17 protein-coding genes and 1 tRNA gene are annotated in these 18,810 nt (G+C 35.7%); 15 read left to right on the top strand and 3 right to left on the bottom strand.

Features of this window, described 5'->3' with window-relative positions:
* Positions 1 to 79 precede the first annotated feature (79 nt).
* Positions 80 to 1,021, bottom strand: coding sequence for a ribose-phosphate pyrophosphokinase (locus tag AC0608_RS03305; protein ID WP_417989673.1), 942 nt, complete (start codon positions 1,019 to 1,021; stop codon positions 80 to 82).
* Positions 1,022 to 1,240: 219 nt separating this feature from the next.
* Here AC0608_RS03305 and AC0608_RS03300 point away from each other — a divergent pair.
* A tRNA-Leu gene (locus AC0608_RS03300) sits at positions 1,241 to 1,320 on the top strand.
* Between the two features lie 39 nt (positions 1,321 to 1,359).
* Here AC0608_RS03300 and AC0608_RS03295 read toward each other — a convergent pair.
* On the bottom strand, positions 1,360 to 2,358 hold the full coding sequence (locus AC0608_RS03295) for a GntR family transcriptional regulator (protein ID WP_478288109.1): 999 nt from the start codon (positions 2,356 to 2,358) through the stop codon (positions 1,360 to 1,362).
* A gap of 101 nt (positions 2,359 to 2,459) precedes the next feature.
* Here AC0608_RS03295 and AC0608_RS03290 point away from each other — a divergent pair, with 101 nt between their 5' ends.
* From AC0608_RS03290 to AC0608_RS03260, 7 genes are all read left to right on the top strand, one after another.
* Positions 2,460 to 3,512, top strand: coding sequence for an aldose epimerase family protein (locus tag AC0608_RS03290; protein WP_478288108.1), 1,053 nt, complete (start codon positions 2,460 to 2,462; stop codon positions 3,510 to 3,512).
* 1 nt (position 3,513) lies between these two features.
* A complete protein-coding gene (locus AC0608_RS03285; protein ID WP_478288107.1) occupies positions 3,514 to 4,608 on the top strand; it encodes a glycoside hydrolase family 53 protein in 1,095 nt (364 codons plus the stop codon).
* A 4-nt stretch (positions 4,609 to 4,612) separates the two neighbouring features.
* Positions 4,613 to 5,659 carry a glycoside hydrolase family 53 protein gene (locus tag AC0608_RS03280; RefSeq protein ID WP_478288106.1) on the top strand — a complete coding sequence of 349 codons (1,047 nt, stop codon included), beginning with the start codon at positions 4,613 to 4,615 and terminating at the stop codon, positions 5,657 to 5,659.
* An 86-nt stretch (positions 5,660 to 5,745) separates the two neighbouring features.
* Positions 5,746 to 8,172, top strand: a complete 2,427-nt coding sequence (locus AC0608_RS03275; RefSeq protein WP_478288105.1) for a DUF4982 domain-containing protein — start codon at positions 5,746 to 5,748, stop codon at positions 8,170 to 8,172.
* An 81-nt stretch (positions 8,173 to 8,253) separates the two neighbouring features.
* The gene (gene galK / locus AC0608_RS03270; RefSeq protein ID WP_478288104.1) at positions 8,254 to 9,423 is read left to right on the top strand and encodes a galactokinase; all 1,170 of its coding nucleotides are present in this window, start codon (positions 8,254 to 8,256) and stop codon (positions 9,421 to 9,423) included.
* Position 9,424: 1 nt separating this feature from the next.
* Complete coding sequence (locus AC0608_RS03265; protein WP_417959395.1) at positions 9,425 to 10,474, top strand: UDP-glucose--hexose-1-phosphate uridylyltransferase; 1,050 nt, start codon at positions 9,425 to 9,427, stop codon at positions 10,472 to 10,474.
* Positions 10,475 to 10,498: 24 nt separating this feature from the next.
* On the top strand, positions 10,499 to 12,169 hold the full coding sequence (locus AC0608_RS03260) for a sodium/sugar symporter (protein ID WP_417958877.1): 1,671 nt from the start codon (positions 10,499 to 10,501) through the stop codon (positions 12,167 to 12,169).
* A gap of 286 nt (positions 12,170 to 12,455) precedes the next feature.
* Here AC0608_RS03260 and AC0608_RS03255 read toward each other — a convergent pair whose 3' ends face one another.
* On the bottom strand, positions 12,456 to 12,803 hold the full coding sequence (locus AC0608_RS03255; RefSeq protein ID WP_417958876.1) for a toxin-antitoxin system YwqK family antitoxin: 348 nt from the start codon (positions 12,801 to 12,803) through the stop codon (positions 12,456 to 12,458).
* Positions 12,804 to 13,028: 225 nt separating this feature from the next.
* Between AC0608_RS03255 and aspS the strand changes: the two genes are divergently transcribed.
* The 7 genes from aspS (at position 13,029) to AC0608_RS03220 (ending at position 18,810) form a co-directional block, all read left to right on the top strand.
* Positions 13,029 to 14,774 (top strand): aspartate--tRNA ligase, encoded by a 1,746-nt coding sequence (gene aspS, locus AC0608_RS03250; protein ID WP_478288103.1) that lies wholly within the window; start codon positions 13,029 to 13,031, stop codon positions 14,772 to 14,774.
* A 132-nt stretch (positions 14,775 to 14,906) separates the two neighbouring features.
* Positions 14,907 to 15,101, top strand: a complete 195-nt coding sequence (locus AC0608_RS03245) for a cold-shock protein (RefSeq protein WP_007137066.1) — start codon at positions 14,907 to 14,909, stop codon at positions 15,099 to 15,101.
* Positions 15,102 to 15,397: 296 nt separating this feature from the next.
* Entirely contained in the window at positions 15,398 to 15,763 is a 366-nt protein-coding gene (locus AC0608_RS03240) for an NADH-quinone oxidoreductase subunit A (protein ID WP_417958874.1), read from the top strand.
* A gap of 86 nt (positions 15,764 to 15,849) precedes the next feature.
* The gene (locus tag AC0608_RS03235) at positions 15,850 to 16,398 is read left to right on the top strand and encodes an NADH-quinone oxidoreductase subunit B (protein WP_417958873.1); all 549 of its coding nucleotides are present in this window, start codon (positions 15,850 to 15,852) and stop codon (positions 16,396 to 16,398) included.
* Between the two features lie 3 nt (positions 16,399 to 16,401).
* The gene (locus tag AC0608_RS03230) at positions 16,402 to 16,923 is read left to right on the top strand and encodes an NADH-quinone oxidoreductase subunit C (protein ID WP_478288102.1); all 522 of its coding nucleotides are present in this window, start codon (positions 16,402 to 16,404) and stop codon (positions 16,921 to 16,923) included.
* A gap of 35 nt (positions 16,924 to 16,958) precedes the next feature.
* On the top strand, positions 16,959 to 18,197 hold the full coding sequence (locus AC0608_RS03225; RefSeq protein WP_417958871.1) for an NADH-quinone oxidoreductase subunit D: 1,239 nt from the start codon (positions 16,959 to 16,961) through the stop codon (positions 18,195 to 18,197).
* Between the two features lie 82 nt (positions 18,198 to 18,279).
* Positions 18,280 to 18,810, top strand: a complete 531-nt coding sequence (locus AC0608_RS03220; RefSeq protein ID WP_478288101.1) for a complex I 24 kDa subunit family protein — start codon at positions 18,280 to 18,282, stop codon at positions 18,808 to 18,810.

Here is an 18,810-nt window from a genome sequence, read left to right as displayed (position 1 = left end):
AATATTACTTGTTTGGCCTTTAGCTTTTGGCTATCAGCATGATTTATAAATTTAAGACATTTGACTTTACGGCTATGCCTTACATTATAAATTTTCCACTAATGGAATTGTTGTGATGCACCATGTGCATGACTTCAGCAAAAAGTGGTGCACAACTCAACACTCTTATTTTGTTAGACTCTTTTTTCAAAGGAATAGAATCGGTAACTATTAATTCGCTCAATTGTGAGTTTTCTATTTTTTCGTAAGCACCGCCGGATAAAATGGCGTGTGTGCAAATGGCCCTTACACTTAAGGCTCCTTTTTCGATCATTAAATCAGCTGCTTTCGCCAAAGTGCCTCCTGTATCAATCATGTCATCTACTAAGATTACATTTTTGCCTTTTACATCACCAATTAATTCCATGGTATCTATAACGTTTGCTTCTTTTCTTTGTTTGTAGCAAATAACCACATCTGAATTTAAAAATTTTGAATACGCATAGGCTCTTTTAGAACCTCCCATATCTGGTGAAGCAATCGTTAAATTGTCTAACCCTAAACTTTCTATATACGGTATGAAAATAGTCGATGCAAAAAGGTGATCTACTGGTTTTTCAAAAAAACCTTGAATTTGATCTGCATGCAAATCCATAGTCATTACTCGTGTAGCTCCAGCGCTTTCTAGTAATTTAGCCGTCAATTTAGCTCCTATCGGAACTCTCGGTTTGTCTTTTCTATCTTGTCTTGCCCACCCAAAGTAAGGAATTACTGCCGTTATGTGTCTGGCCGAAGCACGTTTTGCAGCGTCAATCATTAATAACAATTCCATTAAATTATCTGCATTTGGAAAAGTAGAACAGACAATAAAAACCCGTAATCCTCTGATAGACTCTTCGTAAGAAGGTTGAAATTCACCATCGCTGTATTTTGACATGGTGATTTTGCCTAACGGAATTCCGTATTTCTCAGCAATTTTTTCTGCAAGATAGACACTTTGTGAACACGCAAAAATTTTAGCTTCTGGTTCTAGGTGTGACATTAATTTGTTGTTTTGTAGTTAGTTAGTGTGTTTCGTTTTACCGAGGTGCAAATTTATAAAATTTATTCAACTCTGAAAGGAAAAAATTAAGTATTTTTAGTTGAACATTTAATATTATTTTTTACATTTGCACCGTGTTAAAGGAATTGATGGTTGATTTAAACACAATCACCTCTTTTATTGCGTTTGAAGTAACTGTCGTTATTTCATGTCTGCTAAGCCCGGATGGCGGAATTGGTAGACGCGCTGGTCTCAAACACCTGTGGGAAACCGTGCCGGTTCGACTCCGGCTCCGGGTACAAAAACCGCTTCGAAAGAAGCGGTTTTTTGATTTTATATTACAACGAATTCCTGATAATCAAAGCACTCTTATTCTCGATTTGTTCTTTTTTACCCTCTAAAATCATTTGAGCCAGAATTTTGCCCATCACCTCAAAATTAGTCGATATGGTAGTGATTCCATTCTCGACTACTTTTTTTAATGGGGTTTCATTATATGAAATAATACCGTAATCGCTGCCTAATAGTAGCTTCTGATGTTTAGATTTTTCAATTACACGCACTAAATCCCGATCGTTCGGAATAATATACACTTCCCCCTTTTTTATTTCCTTATTATTAAATTCCGTTATGATTTCATAATGGAAATCAAAGTCCTTGCAAAAATTCTCAAAACCAATTTTCATTCCCAACGGCTCTCGAAATCCAGGAAAAATCATAATTAATTTTTCGTACTTGTTAAGTTTAGATTTTCCTTTCAGTAAACCGTGATAGATGTCCTTAACAAAATTCTGGTACACTGCGGGAAAACATTTCAAATCTGGATTGGTTTGATCTAATATATAAACGTCATTAACTGGTAGGGTTTTTATGATTGTAGCGGCTTCTGATAAATTAGTAGGCATAATGATGTATTTAGTATAAATGCCGTTACTATCGTTTATCAATTTTCGAAAAACAGGAGTGTTAAAATGATGGAAGAAAATGTCTACCTGAACATTCTTTCCAATGTGTTCCAGAAACGAATTATAAATATCCTCCTTAAAGATATTCAATTCATCGAAAAGTAAAAATATTCGTTGTTTTATAGTGATTTCTATACTTTTTATATAATATCCTTTGCCAGGAATGGCATAAATAATGCCTCTTTTCTTCAATTCTTCATAGGCTTGTAAAACCGTATCGCGTGACAATGAGAATTCTAAACAAACTTTATTGACTGAGGGTAGTTTATCGCCTTTTAAGATTTGCCCTACTTCAATTGCCTTCTCGACTGAAATAATTATTTGGCGGTATTTAGGAACTCCAAGATTATTTTGAATTGAAATGATTTTCATAAAGAAATGATTTTTTATGCAAGATACAAAAACTGGTAGGTACTGGTATGTTATTGTTAACAATTATTTTACATTTGGAATTCATATTTCACAATCAAATTATGAAAATAAAACACATATCACATTTTAATGCTAATTCTATAGTAGAATTATTTGGTTTAATGCCAGATGGTGAAGCGGTGTCTCTTCATCAGTTAACCAATAAAAGTGGCATGCAATTGAAAGTGACTAATTATGGTGCAACCTTAACTGCATTAAAAATTCCTTTAAAAAGCGGTGAACTTGTAGATGTGGTTTTAGGGTTTGATACTTTGGAAGGCTACATAGAATCATTTGATTTGGAAAGTGCACCTTATTTTGGAGCAACTGTAGGAAGGTTCGCCGGGAGAATAAGCGAAGGTAAATTTCTATTAAATAAAGAAGCTTTTCAGTTGCATAAAAACAATAATGAGCATTCGCTACACGGTGGTAAGTCAGGGTTTAGCCAAAAAATTTGGAAAGTAAAAAATTTAAATACGGGTAAAAATCCATCAATTACATTGTCTTATCTCAGTCCTGATCAAGAAGAAAATTATCCAGGTGATTTAGCAGTAGAATTGACTTATACAATATCAGAAGAAAATGAATTGATTATAGAGTATACGGCGACCACCACGGAAGATACGATAGTAAATTTGACCCATCACAGTTATTTTAATCTGGATGGCCATCAATCAACAATTTTAGATCAAGAAGTAAGAGTTAATTCTCAAAGAATATTGGAAACCACAAGCGAGAACATTCCTACAGGAAGATTTTTGAACGTATCTAATTGTCCATTTGATTTTACTATCGCTAGAAAATGTCCTGGTAAAATTGATACTACATTTGTTTTAAATAAAGAAAAAGAATTTTCGGCATCACTTTTTAATAAAAGGAATAATCTGAAAATGTCAGTGTATACGAACCAGCCGGCCGTTCATATTTATGTTGGAGGGAATTGCTTCAATACTTTAAAAGGGAAAGAAAATACGGACTATCATACCGTGAGCGGAATTTGTTTTGAAACACAAAATTTTCCTGACGCTCCCAATCACGAGTATTTTCCAAGTTCAGTTTTGAGAAAAGGGGATCTATATCACCATAAAACGGTTTATAAATTCAAATCCATTTAATATGAAAAGACAGGTATCAATACTTGGTGGGTTACTATTGCTCGGAATTCTTTTTTCATGCTCAAGCAATGATTCAGAGGTTGTGGCTGTAACTACACCACCAGTTGTGGCAGATTTATTTATTAGAGCAGCAGATGTTTCATTTTTGACTGAAATTGAAAATTCGGGAGTTGTTTTATACAACAACCTGCAAGCTGAAAACATGATTACAACTTTAAAAAATGCAGGGTGTAATACCATCAGAATTAGGCTTTGGAAAAATCCTATAAATGTACATTCAGGCATGGCAGAAGTTAAAGTTTTAGCACAACGCGTGAGACAGGCGGGTATGAAAGTATGGCTGACTGTGCATTATTCTGATGTTTGGGCAGATCCAGGAAATCAAACGACTCCAGCAGAATGGAAAAATTTATCCTTTACGGATTTGAAAGCGGCTGTTGCCAATTATACATCGACAATCATTGCAGAAATTAATCCGGATTTTATTCAAATTGGAAACGAAATTAATACTGGACTGCTGTGGCCACAAGGACATTTAATTAATCAAGAAGCACAATGTCTGGCCTTATTAGCAACTGCAAGTGCTACAATTCGTGCTAAAGCACCAAATGCCAAAATTATCATTCATTATGGAGGTGTAAATTCAGGAGATACCAACTGGTTTTTCACCAAAATGAAAAGTATCGATTATGATTATATAGGGTTGTCCTATTATCCAGTGTGGCATGGAAAAGAGGTGGCTATGGTAAAAAATACGATTTATGCCCTGGGGAAAACATTCAATAAAAAAGTATTGATTGCTGAAACAGCTTATCCTTTTACATTAGGATATAATGACTGGACCAATAATATCGTTGGGTTAGATTCACAATTAGTTTCAGGATATCCTGCCACTCCCGAAGGACAAAAAAACTTTATGCTGGCTATAAAAAACAGTGTAAAAACTTCAGAATATGGTTTGGGGTTTGCTTATTGGGGCGGAGAATGGATTTCTTTCAAAGGGAATCAAGCTACAAATGGGTCGTCTTTTGAAAATCAGGCCCTCTATGATTTTGACAAAAAAGTGTTGCCTGTAATTCAAGTTTTTAATAATTAATATAATGAAAAACACAATAAAATTAGCCGGACTATTATTTGGATTTGCCTTATTATTTGGATCCTGTAATTCGAAAATGAATCCTGTAAACTCAAATTCAAAGTTAGTTGTTTTTGCAAAAGGGGCTGACGTGGGGTGGTTGTCACAAATGGAAGCCACTGGATACAGGTTCTACGATGTTGATGGCTCACAAAAAGATTGTTTGCAATTGTTGAAAGACAGAGGGATAAATACCATTCGTTTGCGTGTTTGGGTAAATCCAAATGATGATAAAGCCAGTGGGCACTGTAGTAAAGAGGAAACTGTTGTCGCGGCTTTACGAGCTCAACAAATGGGAATGCGCATCATGATTGATTTTCATTACAGCGATTCGTGGGCCGATCCTGGTAAACAATTTAAATCAAAAGCTTGGGAAAATCATACTTTTCCGGAGTTAATGGTGGATGTTTACAATCACACTTTTGACGTTTTGAGTGCATTGAAATCAGCTGGAGTTACTCCGGAATGGGTTCAAGTAGGGAATGAAATTCCTGATGGTATGATGTGGCCCGAAGGAAGTACTAAAAATTGGAATCAATTGGCACAATTACTTAACAAAGGCTATGAAGCTACAAAAGCGATTGATCCTAAAATTAAAGTAATCGTTCATCTTGACGAAGGAAATAATAATGAAAAATTTAGATTGTTTTTTGACAATGCCAAAGCAAATAATGTAAAGTATGATGTAATAGGGCTGTCGTACTACCCTTTTTGGATCAAGAAAGACTACGCGGAAACTATAGCGGATTTAGCCAATAATTTGAATGATATGGTGGCCAGATATGATAAAGAAGTGATGGTTGTAGAAGTTGGTGGCGAATATGACAAAGTGCAAAATACGTATGAAATGGTAGCAGCAACAATCAAAGTAGTCAAAGCGGTACCAAATAATAAAGGACTTGGCGTAATCTATTGGGAACCACAAGGAGAAAAAAGTTGGAGCGGTTATTCCCTGAGCGCTTGGCAGTCGGATGGAAAACCGTCAATAGCTTTGGATGCGTTTAAAGAATAGTTTTGATTCTGCCTTTTGCGGAAGCAGGAGAATAGAGAGGAACAAGTTTTAATTGCATAAATATTGAATAATTTATAGGTTTAAAAATGAAGAAATTAATACGTATTCTTGTTGTGTTTTTAGTATTTACACAAATGGTTTTGTCTCAAACACGAGCCGTTAAAGTGTTAGATGCGAATTGGAAATTTCAGAAAGGCGATTTTGAAGAGGCGCATACAGTAAAATTTAATGATTCCAAATGGGAATCCGTAACCGTTCCGCATGATTGGGCTATTTACGGGCCTTTTGATAAAAATGTAGACCTACAGAAAGTTGCGATTGTTCAAAACGGAGAAAATGTTGCTACCGAAAAAACGGGACGAACAGGGGCGTTGCCGCATATTGGAACAGCCTGGTACCGCAATACATTTACATTGCCTAAAGATTCAAAAGGGAAAAAAATAATTTTACTTTTTGAAGGTGCCATGAGCGAACCTCAAGTGTACTTAAACGGAAAAAAAGTAGGTGAATGGGCGTACGGCTATAGTTATTTTTATTTTGATGTTTCCCAATTTATACAAGAAGGAGCCAACACATTGTCCGTAAAACTAACCAATAAAGAATTTGCTTCCCGCTGGTATCCTGGTGCCGGTTTGTATCGAAATGTAAGCATTATTGTAAAAAATAACGAAAGCATTGACCAATGGGGACAGTTTGTAACGACACCTTTTATAAGTTCAACAGCAGCCAAAGTCAATATTAAGACTAAATTTTCTGGAGTGAACACTCGTTTAATCACTACTATTTTTGATGCCGAAGGAAATGAACTAAGTTCAGAGGAGTCGGCGATACCATTTGGAAAGGAGTTTGATCAAAACATAAAAGTAGAAAAACCAAAATTATGGAGTCCCGAAACCCCTTATTTGTATAAAGCGGTTTCCCAATTGTATGTTGGAAAAGAACTGAAAGATGAAATTTCAACCCGTTTTGGAATTCGAGAAATAAAATACGAGCCCAATAAAGGTTTTAGTCTGAATGGAAAAATAACCAAATTTAAAGGAGTTTGTTTGCATCACGATCTTGGTCCCCTCGGAGTTGCCGTAAATAAAGCTGCTTTGCGCAGGCAAATGAAGATTTTAAAGGAGATGGGTTGTAATGCGATTCGCAGTTCGCACAATATGCCTTCTTTCGAGCAATTGGAGTTGGCGGATGAAATGGGTTTTATGTTTCTAGCGGAGAGTTTTGATGAATGGGTATTGCCAAAAGTAGAAAATGGGTACCATCGTTTTTTTGAGGAGTATGCCGAAAAAGACATCGTGAATTTAGTGCAGGCAACAAGAAACCATCCTTCTATTGTGATGTGGAGTTCTGGAAATGAAGTGCCGGATCAATGGGGAGAAGCGGGTGTAAAACGCGCCAAATGGCTGCAAGAACTATTTCATAGAGAAGACCCAACACGTCCGGTAACGGTTGGTATGGATCAGGTAAAAGCGACTATGGAATCGGGTTTTGGAGCTTTGCTGGATGTTCCGGGATTGAATTATCGGGTGCATTTATATGATGAGGCCTTTGCAAAATTTCCGCAAGGGTTTATTTTAGGTTCAGAAACAGCGTCAACGGTTAGCTCCAGAGGGATTTATAAATTCCCTGTGGTTCAGGAAAAAATGAAACAATATCCTGACTTTCAGTCTTCCTCTTATGATTTAGAGGCCTGTAGCTGGTCTAATGTACCCGATGAAGATTTTGTACTTCAGGATGATAAACCTTGGGTGATTGGCGAGTTTGTTTGGACTGGGTTTGATTATTTAGGCGAACCTACTCCTTATGATGAAAGCTGGCCGTCTCGAAGTTCTTATTTTGGAATTAATGATTTAGCGGGTTTACCTAAGGACCGCTATTATTTATACCGCAGCCGTTGGAATACGAAGGAGTCAACCCTTCATATCTTGCCTCATTGGAACTGGGAGGGGCGTGAAGGAGAGATAACTCCTGTTTTTGTATACACCAGCTACAACAGTGCGGAACTTTTTATTAATGGCAAAAGTATGGGAGTGCAGAAAAAAAATAATAGTACTCCCCAGAATCGCTACCGCTTAATGTGGATGGATGTAAAATATGAACCAGGAACGGTAAAAGTGCTGGCTTTTGATGACAATGGAAAAGCCGTTGCTGAAGAAGAAGTGCATACCGCTGGCAAGCCTTATCAAATTGTTTTAGATGCTGACAGGAAAACTATCACTGCCAATGGCGAGGATATATCTTTCGTAACGGTATCCATAGTTGATAGAAAGGGAATCCTTTGTCCTACGGCGACTAATCAGTTAAGATTTAAGGTTTCAGGGGCGGGGACTTACCGAGCTGCCTGCAATGGTGATGCTACTTCACTCGAAATGTTTCATAAAGAAATCATGAAACTTTTTAGCGGAAAGCTTGTCGTGCTTGTAAAATCGACCACAACTGCTGGCGCTATAAAATTGGAAGTAAATGGTGCTGGGCTTAGGAGTGGTAAGTTATCCTTAGTATCTATTAAATAAATAAAATTGTACTCTAAATAGCAAGTAAGTTTTTAAAATTGAATACTTTAACAATTTCAAAATAACAGTAATTTAAGGAAAATGAATGATATTTTAATACATAAAACAACTGATTTTTTTCAACAAACTTTTGGTTCATCTCCGGGGAAAATAGTGCTTTCTCCTGGTCGAATTAATATTATAGGAGAACATATTGATTACAACGATGGCTTTGTTCTGCCCGCAGCGATTGATAAAATTATTTGTTTTGCTTTTAAAAAAAACAATTCGGGTAACGCTAAAATTGTTGCAATAGATTTGAATGACGAATTTGAGATTGATATTACTGAAGAACAGATACCTACAGAAAGTGTTTGGACTAATTATTTCCGTGGGGTTCTGAATCAATTGAAAATGAATGGTTTTAAATTGGAAGGCTTTGACTGCGTTTTTAGCAGTAATATTCCAGTTGGATCTGGTTTGTCTTCTTCGGCAGCTTTAGAATGTGGCTTTTTATTTGGTTTAAATGAACTATTTAATTTAAATATAAAACCCATTGATATTGCTTTAATGGGGCAAAAAGCGGAACATTGGGTGGGAATCAATTGTGGAATCATGGATCAGTTTTCAAGCGTAATGGGTCTGGAAAATAAGGTGATAAAGATTGATTGCAGAACCTTAGAATTTGAGTACCATGAAGCTAATTTTAGTGATTTTTCATTGGTTTTATTCGATAGCAATGTGAAACATTCTCTCTTCAGCTCTGCTTACAATACCCGACGGGAAGAATGTGAGGAAGGTCTTTCCATAATTAAGGATAATTTCCCGGAAATCAATAGTTTTAGAGAGTGTACTGAAGCGCAGGTTTTGAGTATAAAAAATAGAATGACCGAGAATGTATATAAAAGGAGTCATTTTGTTGTTAAAGAAATCAGTCGGGTGATACAAGCCTGTAAAGCTTTAGATAATGGCAATATTGAAGCTTTAGGGCAATTAATGTTTGAAACACACGAAGGCTTGTCTGCGGATTATGAAGTAAGCTGTGCTGAGTTGGATTTTTTGGTTAATACCTTGAAAAAAGAAACAGCAGTAGTAGGTTCGCGATTGATGGGTGGAGGTTTTGGTGGTTGCACGATAAATTTGATACGAAAAGGGGAAGAAGAGCTTATAAAAAATAAACTTTTTAATTTATATCAAGAGGCTTTTGGAATTGAATTAAAAATTTATGATGTCAAAATCGGAAACGGGACATCACTTTATACCATTAATTAGCATGAAAAATTTTGACATCAACGAGGATCCCCACAGACGCTATAATCCGTTAATAAATGAGTGGGTTTTAGTTTCTCCGCATCGAGCTAAGCGACCTTGGCAAGGACAAAATGAAACAGTAACTTCGGATGCATTGCCTGAGTATGACTCAACATGTTATTTGTGTCCGGGAAATGTTCGAGCGAATGGAATGGTCAATCCAGATTATGAAAGTTCTTTTGTTTTTGAAAATGATTTTGCCGCTTTAAAACAAGAAGAAATTATTTTTGAAGAAAATAAAAACGAGACTTTTTTTAAAGCGAAACCGGAAAGAGGAATTTCTCGAGTGGTTTGCTTTTCCCCAAAACACAATTTGACATTGCCTGAAATGCCAACAGAAGCAATTGAAAACATCATACAAACCTGGCAAAAGGAATACTTGGATTTAGGTAATCTGGACTATATTAATCATGTTCAGATTTTTGAAAACAAAGGAAGCGTAATGGGATGCAGCAATCCTCATCCGCACGGGCAAATCTGGGCACAATCCTCCCTGCCAACGGAAGTGGAGAAAACACAAAATAGTCTCAAAGGGTACTATGATGAACATCAAAGAACGCTTTTGCAGGACTATTTACAGGAAGAATTGAAGTTACAAGAACGCATTGTCATTGAAAACGATCATTTTGTGGCACTAGTACCTTTTTGGGCGATTTGGCCCTACGAAACAATGATTGTCAGTAAGCGTGACCTTGGAAAAATAACTGAATTTACTGAAGCAGAAGTAACTGATTTTGCTTTGACTTTAAAGCAATTGACGACCAAATACGACAACCTTTTTGAGACGTCGTTTCCTTATTCGTCTGGAATACATCAGGCGCCTACTGATGGGGAATTACATCCAGAATGGCATTTTCATATGCACTTTTATCCGCCATTATTGCGTTCTGCAACCGTAAAAAAATTTATGGTAGGCTACGAAATGATGGGTGAATCGCAAAGAGACATCACAGCAGAGAAAAGTGCTGCCGTTTTAAGAGAGCAATCGAATGTACATTATAAAAATAAATAACCAATAACTAAAAACAGTTAACCAATGCAAACTTTAGCAATCCAAGATTACATTGTCTTTTTCTTCTATTTCATCCTGATCGTCAGTTATGGAATATGGATTTACAGGAAGAAAAAGAAGGAAGAAACGAGCAGTAAAGATTATTTCTTAGCCGAAGGATCACTCACTTGGTGGGCCATTGGCGCATCATTAATTGCCAGTAATATTAGTGCCGAGCAGTTTATAGGAATGAGTGGAAGCGGTTTCAAAATGGGACTTGCAATTGCAACTTATGAATGGATGGCGGCTTTTACCTTGATTATTGTTGCCATTTTCTTTATTCCGGTGTATTTGAAAAACAAAATTTTCACCATGCCGCAATACCTGAATCAAAGGTATAACAGTAATGTTGCTATGATTATGGCGGTGTTTTGGTTGCTCTTATATGTTTTGGTAAACCTAACGTCTATATTGTATTTGGGAGCTTTGGCGATAAGCAGTATCTCCGGATTAGACATTACTTTATGTATGATTTTCTTGGCCTTTTTTGCAGTAATGATCACATTGGGCGGAATGAAAGTGATTGGATATACGGATGTGATTCAGGTTTTCTTTTTGATTCTGGGGGGATTAGTAACTACTTATTTAGCATTGAATCTAGTTGCCGAAGAATTTGGTTCTTCAGGAGTTATAAATGGTTTCAATTTGATGACTACGCATGCGAACGATCATTTTCATATGATTTTCGAAAAAACGAATCCTAATTATATGGATTTACCGGGATTGTCAGTTTTGATAGGAGGAATGTTAATCATCAATTTAAATTATTGGGGTTGCAATCAATACATTACACAACGTGCATTGGGTGCTGATTTAAAAACTGCCAGAAATGGAATTTTGTTCGCTGCTTTCTTAAAATTATTAATGCCTATAATTGTTGTTTTACCCGGAATAGCGGCTTTTGTATTGTATCAAAACGGACATTTTGGTACTGAAATGCTGCAAGATGGCACTGTAAATCCTGATCGTGCCTACCCAGTCTTGTTAAACTTACTTCCGGTAGGTTTAAAAGGACTTTCATTTGCTGCTTTGACTGCCGCTATTGTTGCTTCATTGGCTGGAAAAGCGAATAGTATCGCTACAATTTTCACTTTGGATATTTACAAAACCAAACTGAACATTGATGCCGATGAAAAAAAATTAGTAAATGTGGGTAAAAAAGCAATTGTTGTTGCGATGTTAATTGCAGTTATGGTGGCGCCTTTTTTAGGAATTGATAAAAAAGGAGGATTTCAGTACATTCAGGAATATACGGGATTTGTAAGTCCGGGAGTTTTTGCCATGTTTATTTTAGGATTCTTCTGGAAAAAAACAACTTCTAATGCGGCTTTGTTTGCTACAATTGGAGGGTTTATGTTTTCCATACTCTTTAAATTTATGCCGGCTTTTGTAGATTTATCGTTCCTTCATTCAACTGGTTTTTCAGTTCCAAATGCTGATGGTGTTTATGAGATTCCTTTTGTTGACCGAATGGGATTTGTATTCTTGATTTGCGTAATCGGAATGTTCAGTATTAGTATGTATGAAACAGCTAGAGGTGTTAAAACAAATGGATTGGAAATTGACCGTTCTATGTTTAAAATGTCACCGGGTTTTACTGTCGGGATGTTGATTGTACTTTCGATTATTGCTGCTTTCTATACTATCTTTTGGTAGTAAATAACTTGGATTCAAAAAAAGCGATGCGTTCAATTCCTATTGAATTCATCGCTTTTTATTTAATAGTAGCGTATAATGTGAATTGATACCAGTAATTTAGATTCGTGTAAAGTTTTTTTAATACCCGATTCATATTTTAAAGGAACGATCGATGTGTTTACAAGTTGTCTTTAACTTACATCCTTTTCTTTGGGAAAAAACTCTAAAGTGTAGTTTAACAATAAATCACAAAAAAAGCCTTCGACATACCGAAAGCTTTTTTTGTATTTTAATAAATGCTTTATTAGTCTCTGTTAACCAATGCATCTTGTTTCCATGTTTTTACTGAGGCAATTCTACTGTTAGAATAATCAACTTCGTTTAGGTTGTTTCCGTTCCAGAAAAACCATTTCCCAGTTTTTGTGCCATTTTGATAATTCCCTACAGATTTTTTGTTTCCATTTGTATCATAAGAAACCCATGTTCCTTCAAGTTTCCCGTTTTTAAAGAATCCTTCTTGTTGAATCTTTCCGTTTTCAAAAAAGTAGGTTGTTTTAACCATTTGTCCTACGATTTCTAATTTTGGATTGTTTTCTTGTGCGAATAGCACCCCTGAAAATAAAATGGCTGTTAAGATTATATATTTTTTCATGTTATTGGTTTTTTAAATTCATATTAGCTTAACAAATATATAAAGTATTTTACAATAAAAAAACTTTTAGTTAACAATTTAGTAACATTGAAATGAAATTTAACATTTGAATAAACTTTATATAAAAACGAATAACTAAAATTTGGTATTTCTCAATTCATTCTTCATAATTAGTTCTAAATTTGCAACCGTGCCTTTAGGGCGAAATAATCTAAAATTTGGATCATGTATAGAAGTCATAATTGTGGCGAGTTGAACGCTGCACACATTAATACAGAAGTTACACTAGCGGGATGGGTTCAGAAATCACGTGACAAGGGATTTATGAACTGGGTCGATTTACGCGATCGTTATGGAATTACACAATTGATTTTTGATGAAGGTCGTTCTGAAAAATCAGTTTTTGAACGGGCTAAAACACTTGGTCGTGAATTTGTAATTCAGGTGACTGGAACTGTTATTGAGCGTGAAGCCAAAAATAAAAATATAGCTACAGGTGAAATAGAAATTTTAGTAACAGAATTGAAAATTCTTAATGCTTCGCTTACTCCCCCTTTTACTATAGAGGATGAAACAGACGGCGGAGAAGACATCCGAATGAAATACCGTTACCTGGATATAAGAAGGAATCCGGTAAAAAACAGTTTGATGTTTCGTCATAAAGTTGCTATGGAAGTGCGTAAGTATCTTTCGGATTTGGATTTTTGCGAAGTAGAAACACCTTATTTGATCAAGTCTACTCCGGAAGGAGCTAGAGATTTTGTGGTGCCTTCTCGAATGAATGAAGGACAGTTTTATGCTTTGCCTCAATCGCCTCAAACTTTTAAACAGTTATTGATGGTGGGTGGAATGGATAAATATTTTCAAATTGTGAAATGTTTCCGTGATGAAGACCTGCGCGCGGATAGGCAGCCTGAATTTACGCAAATCGATTGTGAAATGGCTTTCGTGGAACAAGAAGATATTTTGAATGTTTTTGAAGGACTGACGAGACATTTATTAAAAGAGATAAAAGGTATCGAAGTAGATAAATTCCCAAGAATGACCTATGAACATGCCATGAAAACATACGGTAATGACAAACCAGATATTCGTTTTGGTATGGAGTTTGGGGAGCTAAACCAATTTGCACAGCATAAAGATTTTTCGGTTTTTAATACTGCCGAATTAGTGGTAGGAATAGCAGTACCAGGAGTTGGAAATTATACCCGTAAGGAAATTGATGGATTAATTGACTGGGTAAAACGTCCTCAAATAGGTGCATCTGGAATGGTGTATGTGAAATGCAACGAAGACGGTAGTTATAAATCATCAGTAGATAAATTTTACAATCAAGATGATTTAAGTAATTGGGCAAAAACTACAGGAGCTCAACCGGGCGACATGATTCTTGTACTTTCTGGTCCAGCGGTTAAAACACGTACACAGTTAAGTGCGTTGCGTATGGAAGTAGCGACACGATTAGGGTTGCGAAATCCGGCGGAATTTGCACCTCTTTGGGTAGTTGACTTTCCGTTATTAGAATTTGATGAGGAAAGTGGTCGTTACCATGCCATGCATCACCCCTTTACTTCTCCTAAGCCAGAAGACATGCATTTGTTAGAAACTAACCCGGGAGAAGTGCGTGCTAATGCGTATGATATGGTTTTGAATGGAAACGAAATTGGTGGTGGTTCGATACGCATACACGATAAAGCTACACAACAATTGATGTTCAAGTATTTAGGATTTACCGAAGAAGAAGCCAAGGCCCAGTTTGGGTTCTTGATGGATGCATTCCAGTTTGGCGCACCGCCCCACGGTGGTTTGGCTTTTGGATTGGATAGATTAGTTGCGATTTTAGGTGGTCAGGAAACCATACGGGACTTTATTGCTTTTCCAAAAAATAATTCAGGAAGAGATGTCATGATAGATGCCCCATCTGCAATTGATGATTTGCAGTTAAAAGAGCTTCATATAAGAGTAATGTAATTGCAGTTTGTCGATAAAATTTGTTAGAAAACGTTGAATATCAATATTTTTGCAAAATAAAAACACAAGATGGTATTTCGTATTATATTAAATATTACATTTGCCTCATTATAAATTATTATTACTATTACAATGCGTACAGGTACAGTTAAATTTTTCAATGAATCTAAAGGTTACGGATTCATTACAGACGAAGAAACAGGAAAAGACATTTTTGTTCATGCATCAGGAATCAACGCGGAAGAATTGCGCGAAGGTGACAGAGTTAGCTATGAAGAAGAAGAAGGAAGAAAAGGAAAAGTTGCTGCGAAAGTAGCAGTTATCTAAGCGTAAAAAAATTATTTTTTTTTGCCTACGAATGTTTAAAAGACGTTCCGATTTATATCGGGACGTTTTTTTTTATTCTAAATTTTTTATTTTCGAAATAAATTAGCCTTCCTTTTAAGATTGATGAATTTTTACAAACGTTAAACACATCTTAAGATAAAAATATCTCTTATTTATAATTAATAAAAATTGTAAATTTACAACGTTGTAGTTGCGATCTATTTTTAAGTTTTAATTGTTATTTAATAATTTGAAAGGTATCTTTGTGGCTTATTTTCATTCAAAAAACGCGTAATATGCAATCCGATCAATTAAATTATATTCCTATTTTAATGCAGTTTGTTTTAGCTGTAGGATTTGTAGTAGGAACGATATTAATTTCAGGTAAATTAGGGCCTAAACGTTCTTCTGAAATTAAAGATAAAAACTTCGAATGTGGTATCGAATCAGTAGGAAATGCTAGAATTCCTTTTTCGGTTAAATATTTTCTGGTTGCCATATTGTTTGTATTGTTTGATGTTGAGGTAATTTTTCTGTACCCGTGGGCAATCAATTTCAAAGAGTTAGGAATGGAAGGGATGGTTAAAATGGTGATTTTTATGTTATTACTTTTGGTAGGTTTTTTCTACATTATCAAAAAGAAAGCGTTAGAGTGGGAATAAAGATTTATTCTAAAAGCTGGGTTCTAAATTTAAAATGATGTTTTAGTAATTTATAATCCAAATTTTATAATTCAAAATAATAAAAAATGAGCGATTCTAAAATAAATATGGTTGCCCCACCTGAAGGTGTTGTTGGAGAAGGTTTTTTCGCTACAAAACTGAATGATGTTGTGGGAATGGCTCGTGCTAATTCATTATGGCCTTTGCCGTTTGCTACCTCTTGTTGCGGGATTGAATTTATGGCTACAATGGCGTCACATTACGATTTGGCACGTTTTGGCTCGGAGCGAGTGAGTTTTTCTCCTCGTCAAGCGGATATGCTTATGGTGATGGGGACAATTTCTAAAAAAATGGCGCCTATATTGCGTCAGGTATACGAGCAAATGTCAGAACCTCGTTGGGTAATCGCTGTAGGGGCTTGTGCTTGCTCCGGTGGAATTTTTGATACCTATTCGGTTTTGCAGGGAATTGATAAGGTAATTCCGGTAGATGTTTATGTTCCGGGTTGTCCTCCAAGACCAGAGCAAATTGTTGATGGTGTTATGAAATTACAGGAATTAGTGAGAAATGAATCTGTACGAAGAAGAAGTTCTCCAGAATACCAAGAATTATTGGCTTCTTATAATATCAAATAAATAATGGCGCTAGAAACAATACAAATCCAAGAAAAACTAGTTGAAACATTTGATTCAGCTGTTTTTGAATTCAAGCAGGAAAAAGATATATTTTCATTTGAAGTCGCTTCCGATAAAATTACGGCTGTGATTCTTTTTTTGAAAAATGACACAGCATTGCGTTTTCATTTTTTAACTGATTTGTGTGGGATTCACTATCCTGACAATGATGTTGAACATCAATTTGCGGTAGTGTATCATTTGCACAATTGGTACGAAAATAAAAGAATTAAAATTAAGGTATTTATTAACGGTGAAAACCCAGAAATAAAAACGATATCAAACATTTTCTTAAGTTCAAATTGGATGGAAAGAGAAACATTTGATTTTTATGGGATAAATTTTATTGGTCATCCACAATTGAAACGTATTTTGAATATGGATGAAATGATTTCTTTTCCAATGCGAAAAGAATTTCCAATGGAAGATAGCGGAAGAACGGATAAAGATGACCGTTTCTTTGGAAGAACAACCGACAATTATTAAAAATACTCACTATTATAATTTTTCACATTAACTAAATGTCAGAACTATTATTACCCCCAGAGCATCGCTATGCTAAAAGAATAAAGGAGCAACTAAACGAAGACGGAAGCGAGCTTTCTATACTGAATTTAGGACCTACGCACCCGGCTACACACGGTATTTTTCAAAATATCTTGTTGATGGATGGGGAACGAATTCTAGAGGCGGAACCAACTATTGGTTACATTCACAGAGCTTTCGAAAAAATTGCTGAAAACCGTCCTTTTTATCAAATCACGCCTCTTACTGATAGAATGAACTATTGTTCATCGCCTATAAACAATATGGGTTGGTGGATGACATTAGAGAAATTATTAGATATTGAAGTTCCTAAAAGAGCACAGTATTTAAGGGTTATTGTAATGGAATTGGCCAGAATAACAGATCATATCATTTGTAATTCAATCCTTGGTGTGGATACTGGAGCCTACACTGGATTTTTATATGTATTCCAATTTAGAGAAAAAGTGTATGAAATCTACGAAGAAATTTGTGGTGCTCGTTTGACTACTAATATGGGAAGAATTGGTGGTTTTGAAAGAGATTGGTCACCAGAAGCTTTTAGAAAATTAGATGTGTTTTTAGAAGAATTTCCAGCTGCTTGGAAAGAATTTGAAAACTTATTCGAAAGAAATAGAATTTTTATTGACAGAACGGTTAATGTTGGAGCTATAACAGCCGAACAAGCGATGGCGTATGGATTTACAGGTCCAAATTTACGTGCTGCGGGTGTTGATTATGATGTTCGCGTGGCACAACCGTATTCTTCTTATGAAGATTTTGATTTTATTATTCCTGTAGGAAAATCAGGTGATACGTATGATCGTTTCTGTGTTCGTAATGCAGAAGTTTGGGAAAGTTTGAGCATCATTCGTCAAGCATTAGCAAAAATGCCGGAAGGGAATGACTTTCATGCTGATGTTCCGGATTATTACCTTCCGCCAAAAGAGGATGTATACACCAGTATGGAATCATTAATTTATCACTTCAAAATTGTAATGGGAGAAATTCCTGTTCCTGTTGCCGAAATATACCATCCTGTTGAAGGCGGAAACGGTGAATTAGGTTTTTATTTAGTTACTGACGGAAGTAGAACGCCTTACAGGCTGCATTTTCGCAGGCCTTGTTTTATTTACTATCAAGCATATCCAGAAATGATTAAAGGAGCATTGCTATCGGACGCAATTGTTATTTTGTCAAGTTTAAATGTTATTGCTGGAGAATTAGACGCATAAAGATTTCAGATTATTGATTAACAATTTCAGATTTTAAAATAAAACTTTGTGACTTTGTGCCTTCGTGGCAAAAAAAATAAAAATGGAAAGAACGTATCACAAACAAGAAATAAATATGACCGAAACATTGATGACTCGCATCAATGAATTGATTAGTCATTATCCTGAAGACAAAAGAAAATCGGCATTATTGCCTGTTTTACATGAAGTTCAAGATGCTCACGAGAATTGGTTGAGTATTGAATTAATGAATAAAGTAGCCGAAATCCTTTTGATAAAACCAATTGAGGTTTACGAAGTGGTTTCGTTTTATACGATGTACAACCAAAGACCAGTTGGAAAATACATGTTCGAATTTTGTCAAACGTCTCCGTGTTGTTTGAATGGAGTCGAGGATTTAATGGATTACACCTGTGAAAAATTAGGCGTAAAAGTGGGTGAGCCCACTGCAGATGGTCTCTTCGAAGTTAGAGGCGTCGAGTGTTTAGGGGCTTGTGGATACGCACCAATGATGCAATTAGGTGATTTTTACAAAGAGCATTTGACGGCAGCAAAAATCGATCAATTAATTGCAGATTGCAAAAACGATACAATACTATTACACGATAAATAA

Source organism: Flavobacterium sp. GNP008, from assembly GCF_056428965.1.
Note: the sequence above shows the minus strand (reverse complement) of the source record. Positions and strands in the feature narration are given on the sequence as shown.

Coding starts and splice junctions, on each gene's coding strand:
- AC0608_RS03285 (WP_478288107.1), top strand. CDS start 3,514: ATGAAAAGACAGGTATCAATACTTGGTGGGTTACTATTGCTCGGAATT.
- AC0608_RS03260 (WP_417958877.1), top strand. CDS start 10,499: ATGCAAACTTTAGCAATCCAAGATTACATTGTCTTTTTCTTCTATTTC.
- AC0608_RS03225 (WP_417958871.1), top strand. CDS start 16,959: ATGTCAGAACTATTATTACCCCCAGAGCATCGCTATGCTAAAAGAATA.
- AC0608_RS03275 (WP_478288105.1), top strand. CDS start 5,746: ATGAAGAAATTAATACGTATTCTTGTTGTGTTTTTAGTATTTACACAA.
- AC0608_RS03290 (WP_478288108.1), top strand. CDS start 2,460: ATGAAAATAAAACACATATCACATTTTAATGCTAATTCTATAGTAGAA.
- aspS (WP_478288103.1), top strand. CDS start 13,029: ATGTATAGAAGTCATAATTGTGGCGAGTTGAACGCTGCACACATTAAT.
- AC0608_RS03255 (WP_417958876.1), bottom strand. CDS start 12,803: ATGAAAAAATATATAATCTTAACAGCCATTTTATTTTCAGGGGTGCTA.
- AC0608_RS03305 (WP_417989673.1), bottom strand. CDS start 1,021: ATGTCACACCTAGAACCAGAAGCTAAAATTTTTGCGTGTTCACAAAGT.
- AC0608_RS03295 (WP_478288109.1), bottom strand. CDS start 2,358: ATGAAAATCATTTCAATTCAAAATAATCTTGGAGTTCCTAAATACCGC.
- AC0608_RS03245 (WP_007137066.1), top strand. CDS start 14,907: ATGCGTACAGGTACAGTTAAATTTTTCAATGAATCTAAAGGTTACGGA.
- AC0608_RS03265 (WP_417959395.1), top strand. CDS start 9,425: ATGAAAAATTTTGACATCAACGAGGATCCCCACAGACGCTATAATCCG.
- AC0608_RS03240 (WP_417958874.1), top strand. CDS start 15,398: ATGCAATCCGATCAATTAAATTATATTCCTATTTTAATGCAGTTTGTT.
- AC0608_RS03280 (WP_478288106.1), top strand. CDS start 4,613: ATGAAAAACACAATAAAATTAGCCGGACTATTATTTGGATTTGCCTTA.
- galK (WP_478288104.1), top strand. CDS start 8,254: ATGAATGATATTTTAATACATAAAACAACTGATTTTTTTCAACAAACT.
- AC0608_RS03220 (WP_478288101.1), top strand. CDS start 18,280: ATGGAAAGAACGTATCACAAACAAGAAATAAATATGACCGAAACATTG.
- AC0608_RS03235 (WP_417958873.1), top strand. CDS start 15,850: ATGAGCGATTCTAAAATAAATATGGTTGCCCCACCTGAAGGTGTTGTT.
- AC0608_RS03230 (WP_478288102.1), top strand. CDS start 16,402: ATGGCGCTAGAAACAATACAAATCCAAGAAAAACTAGTTGAAACATTT.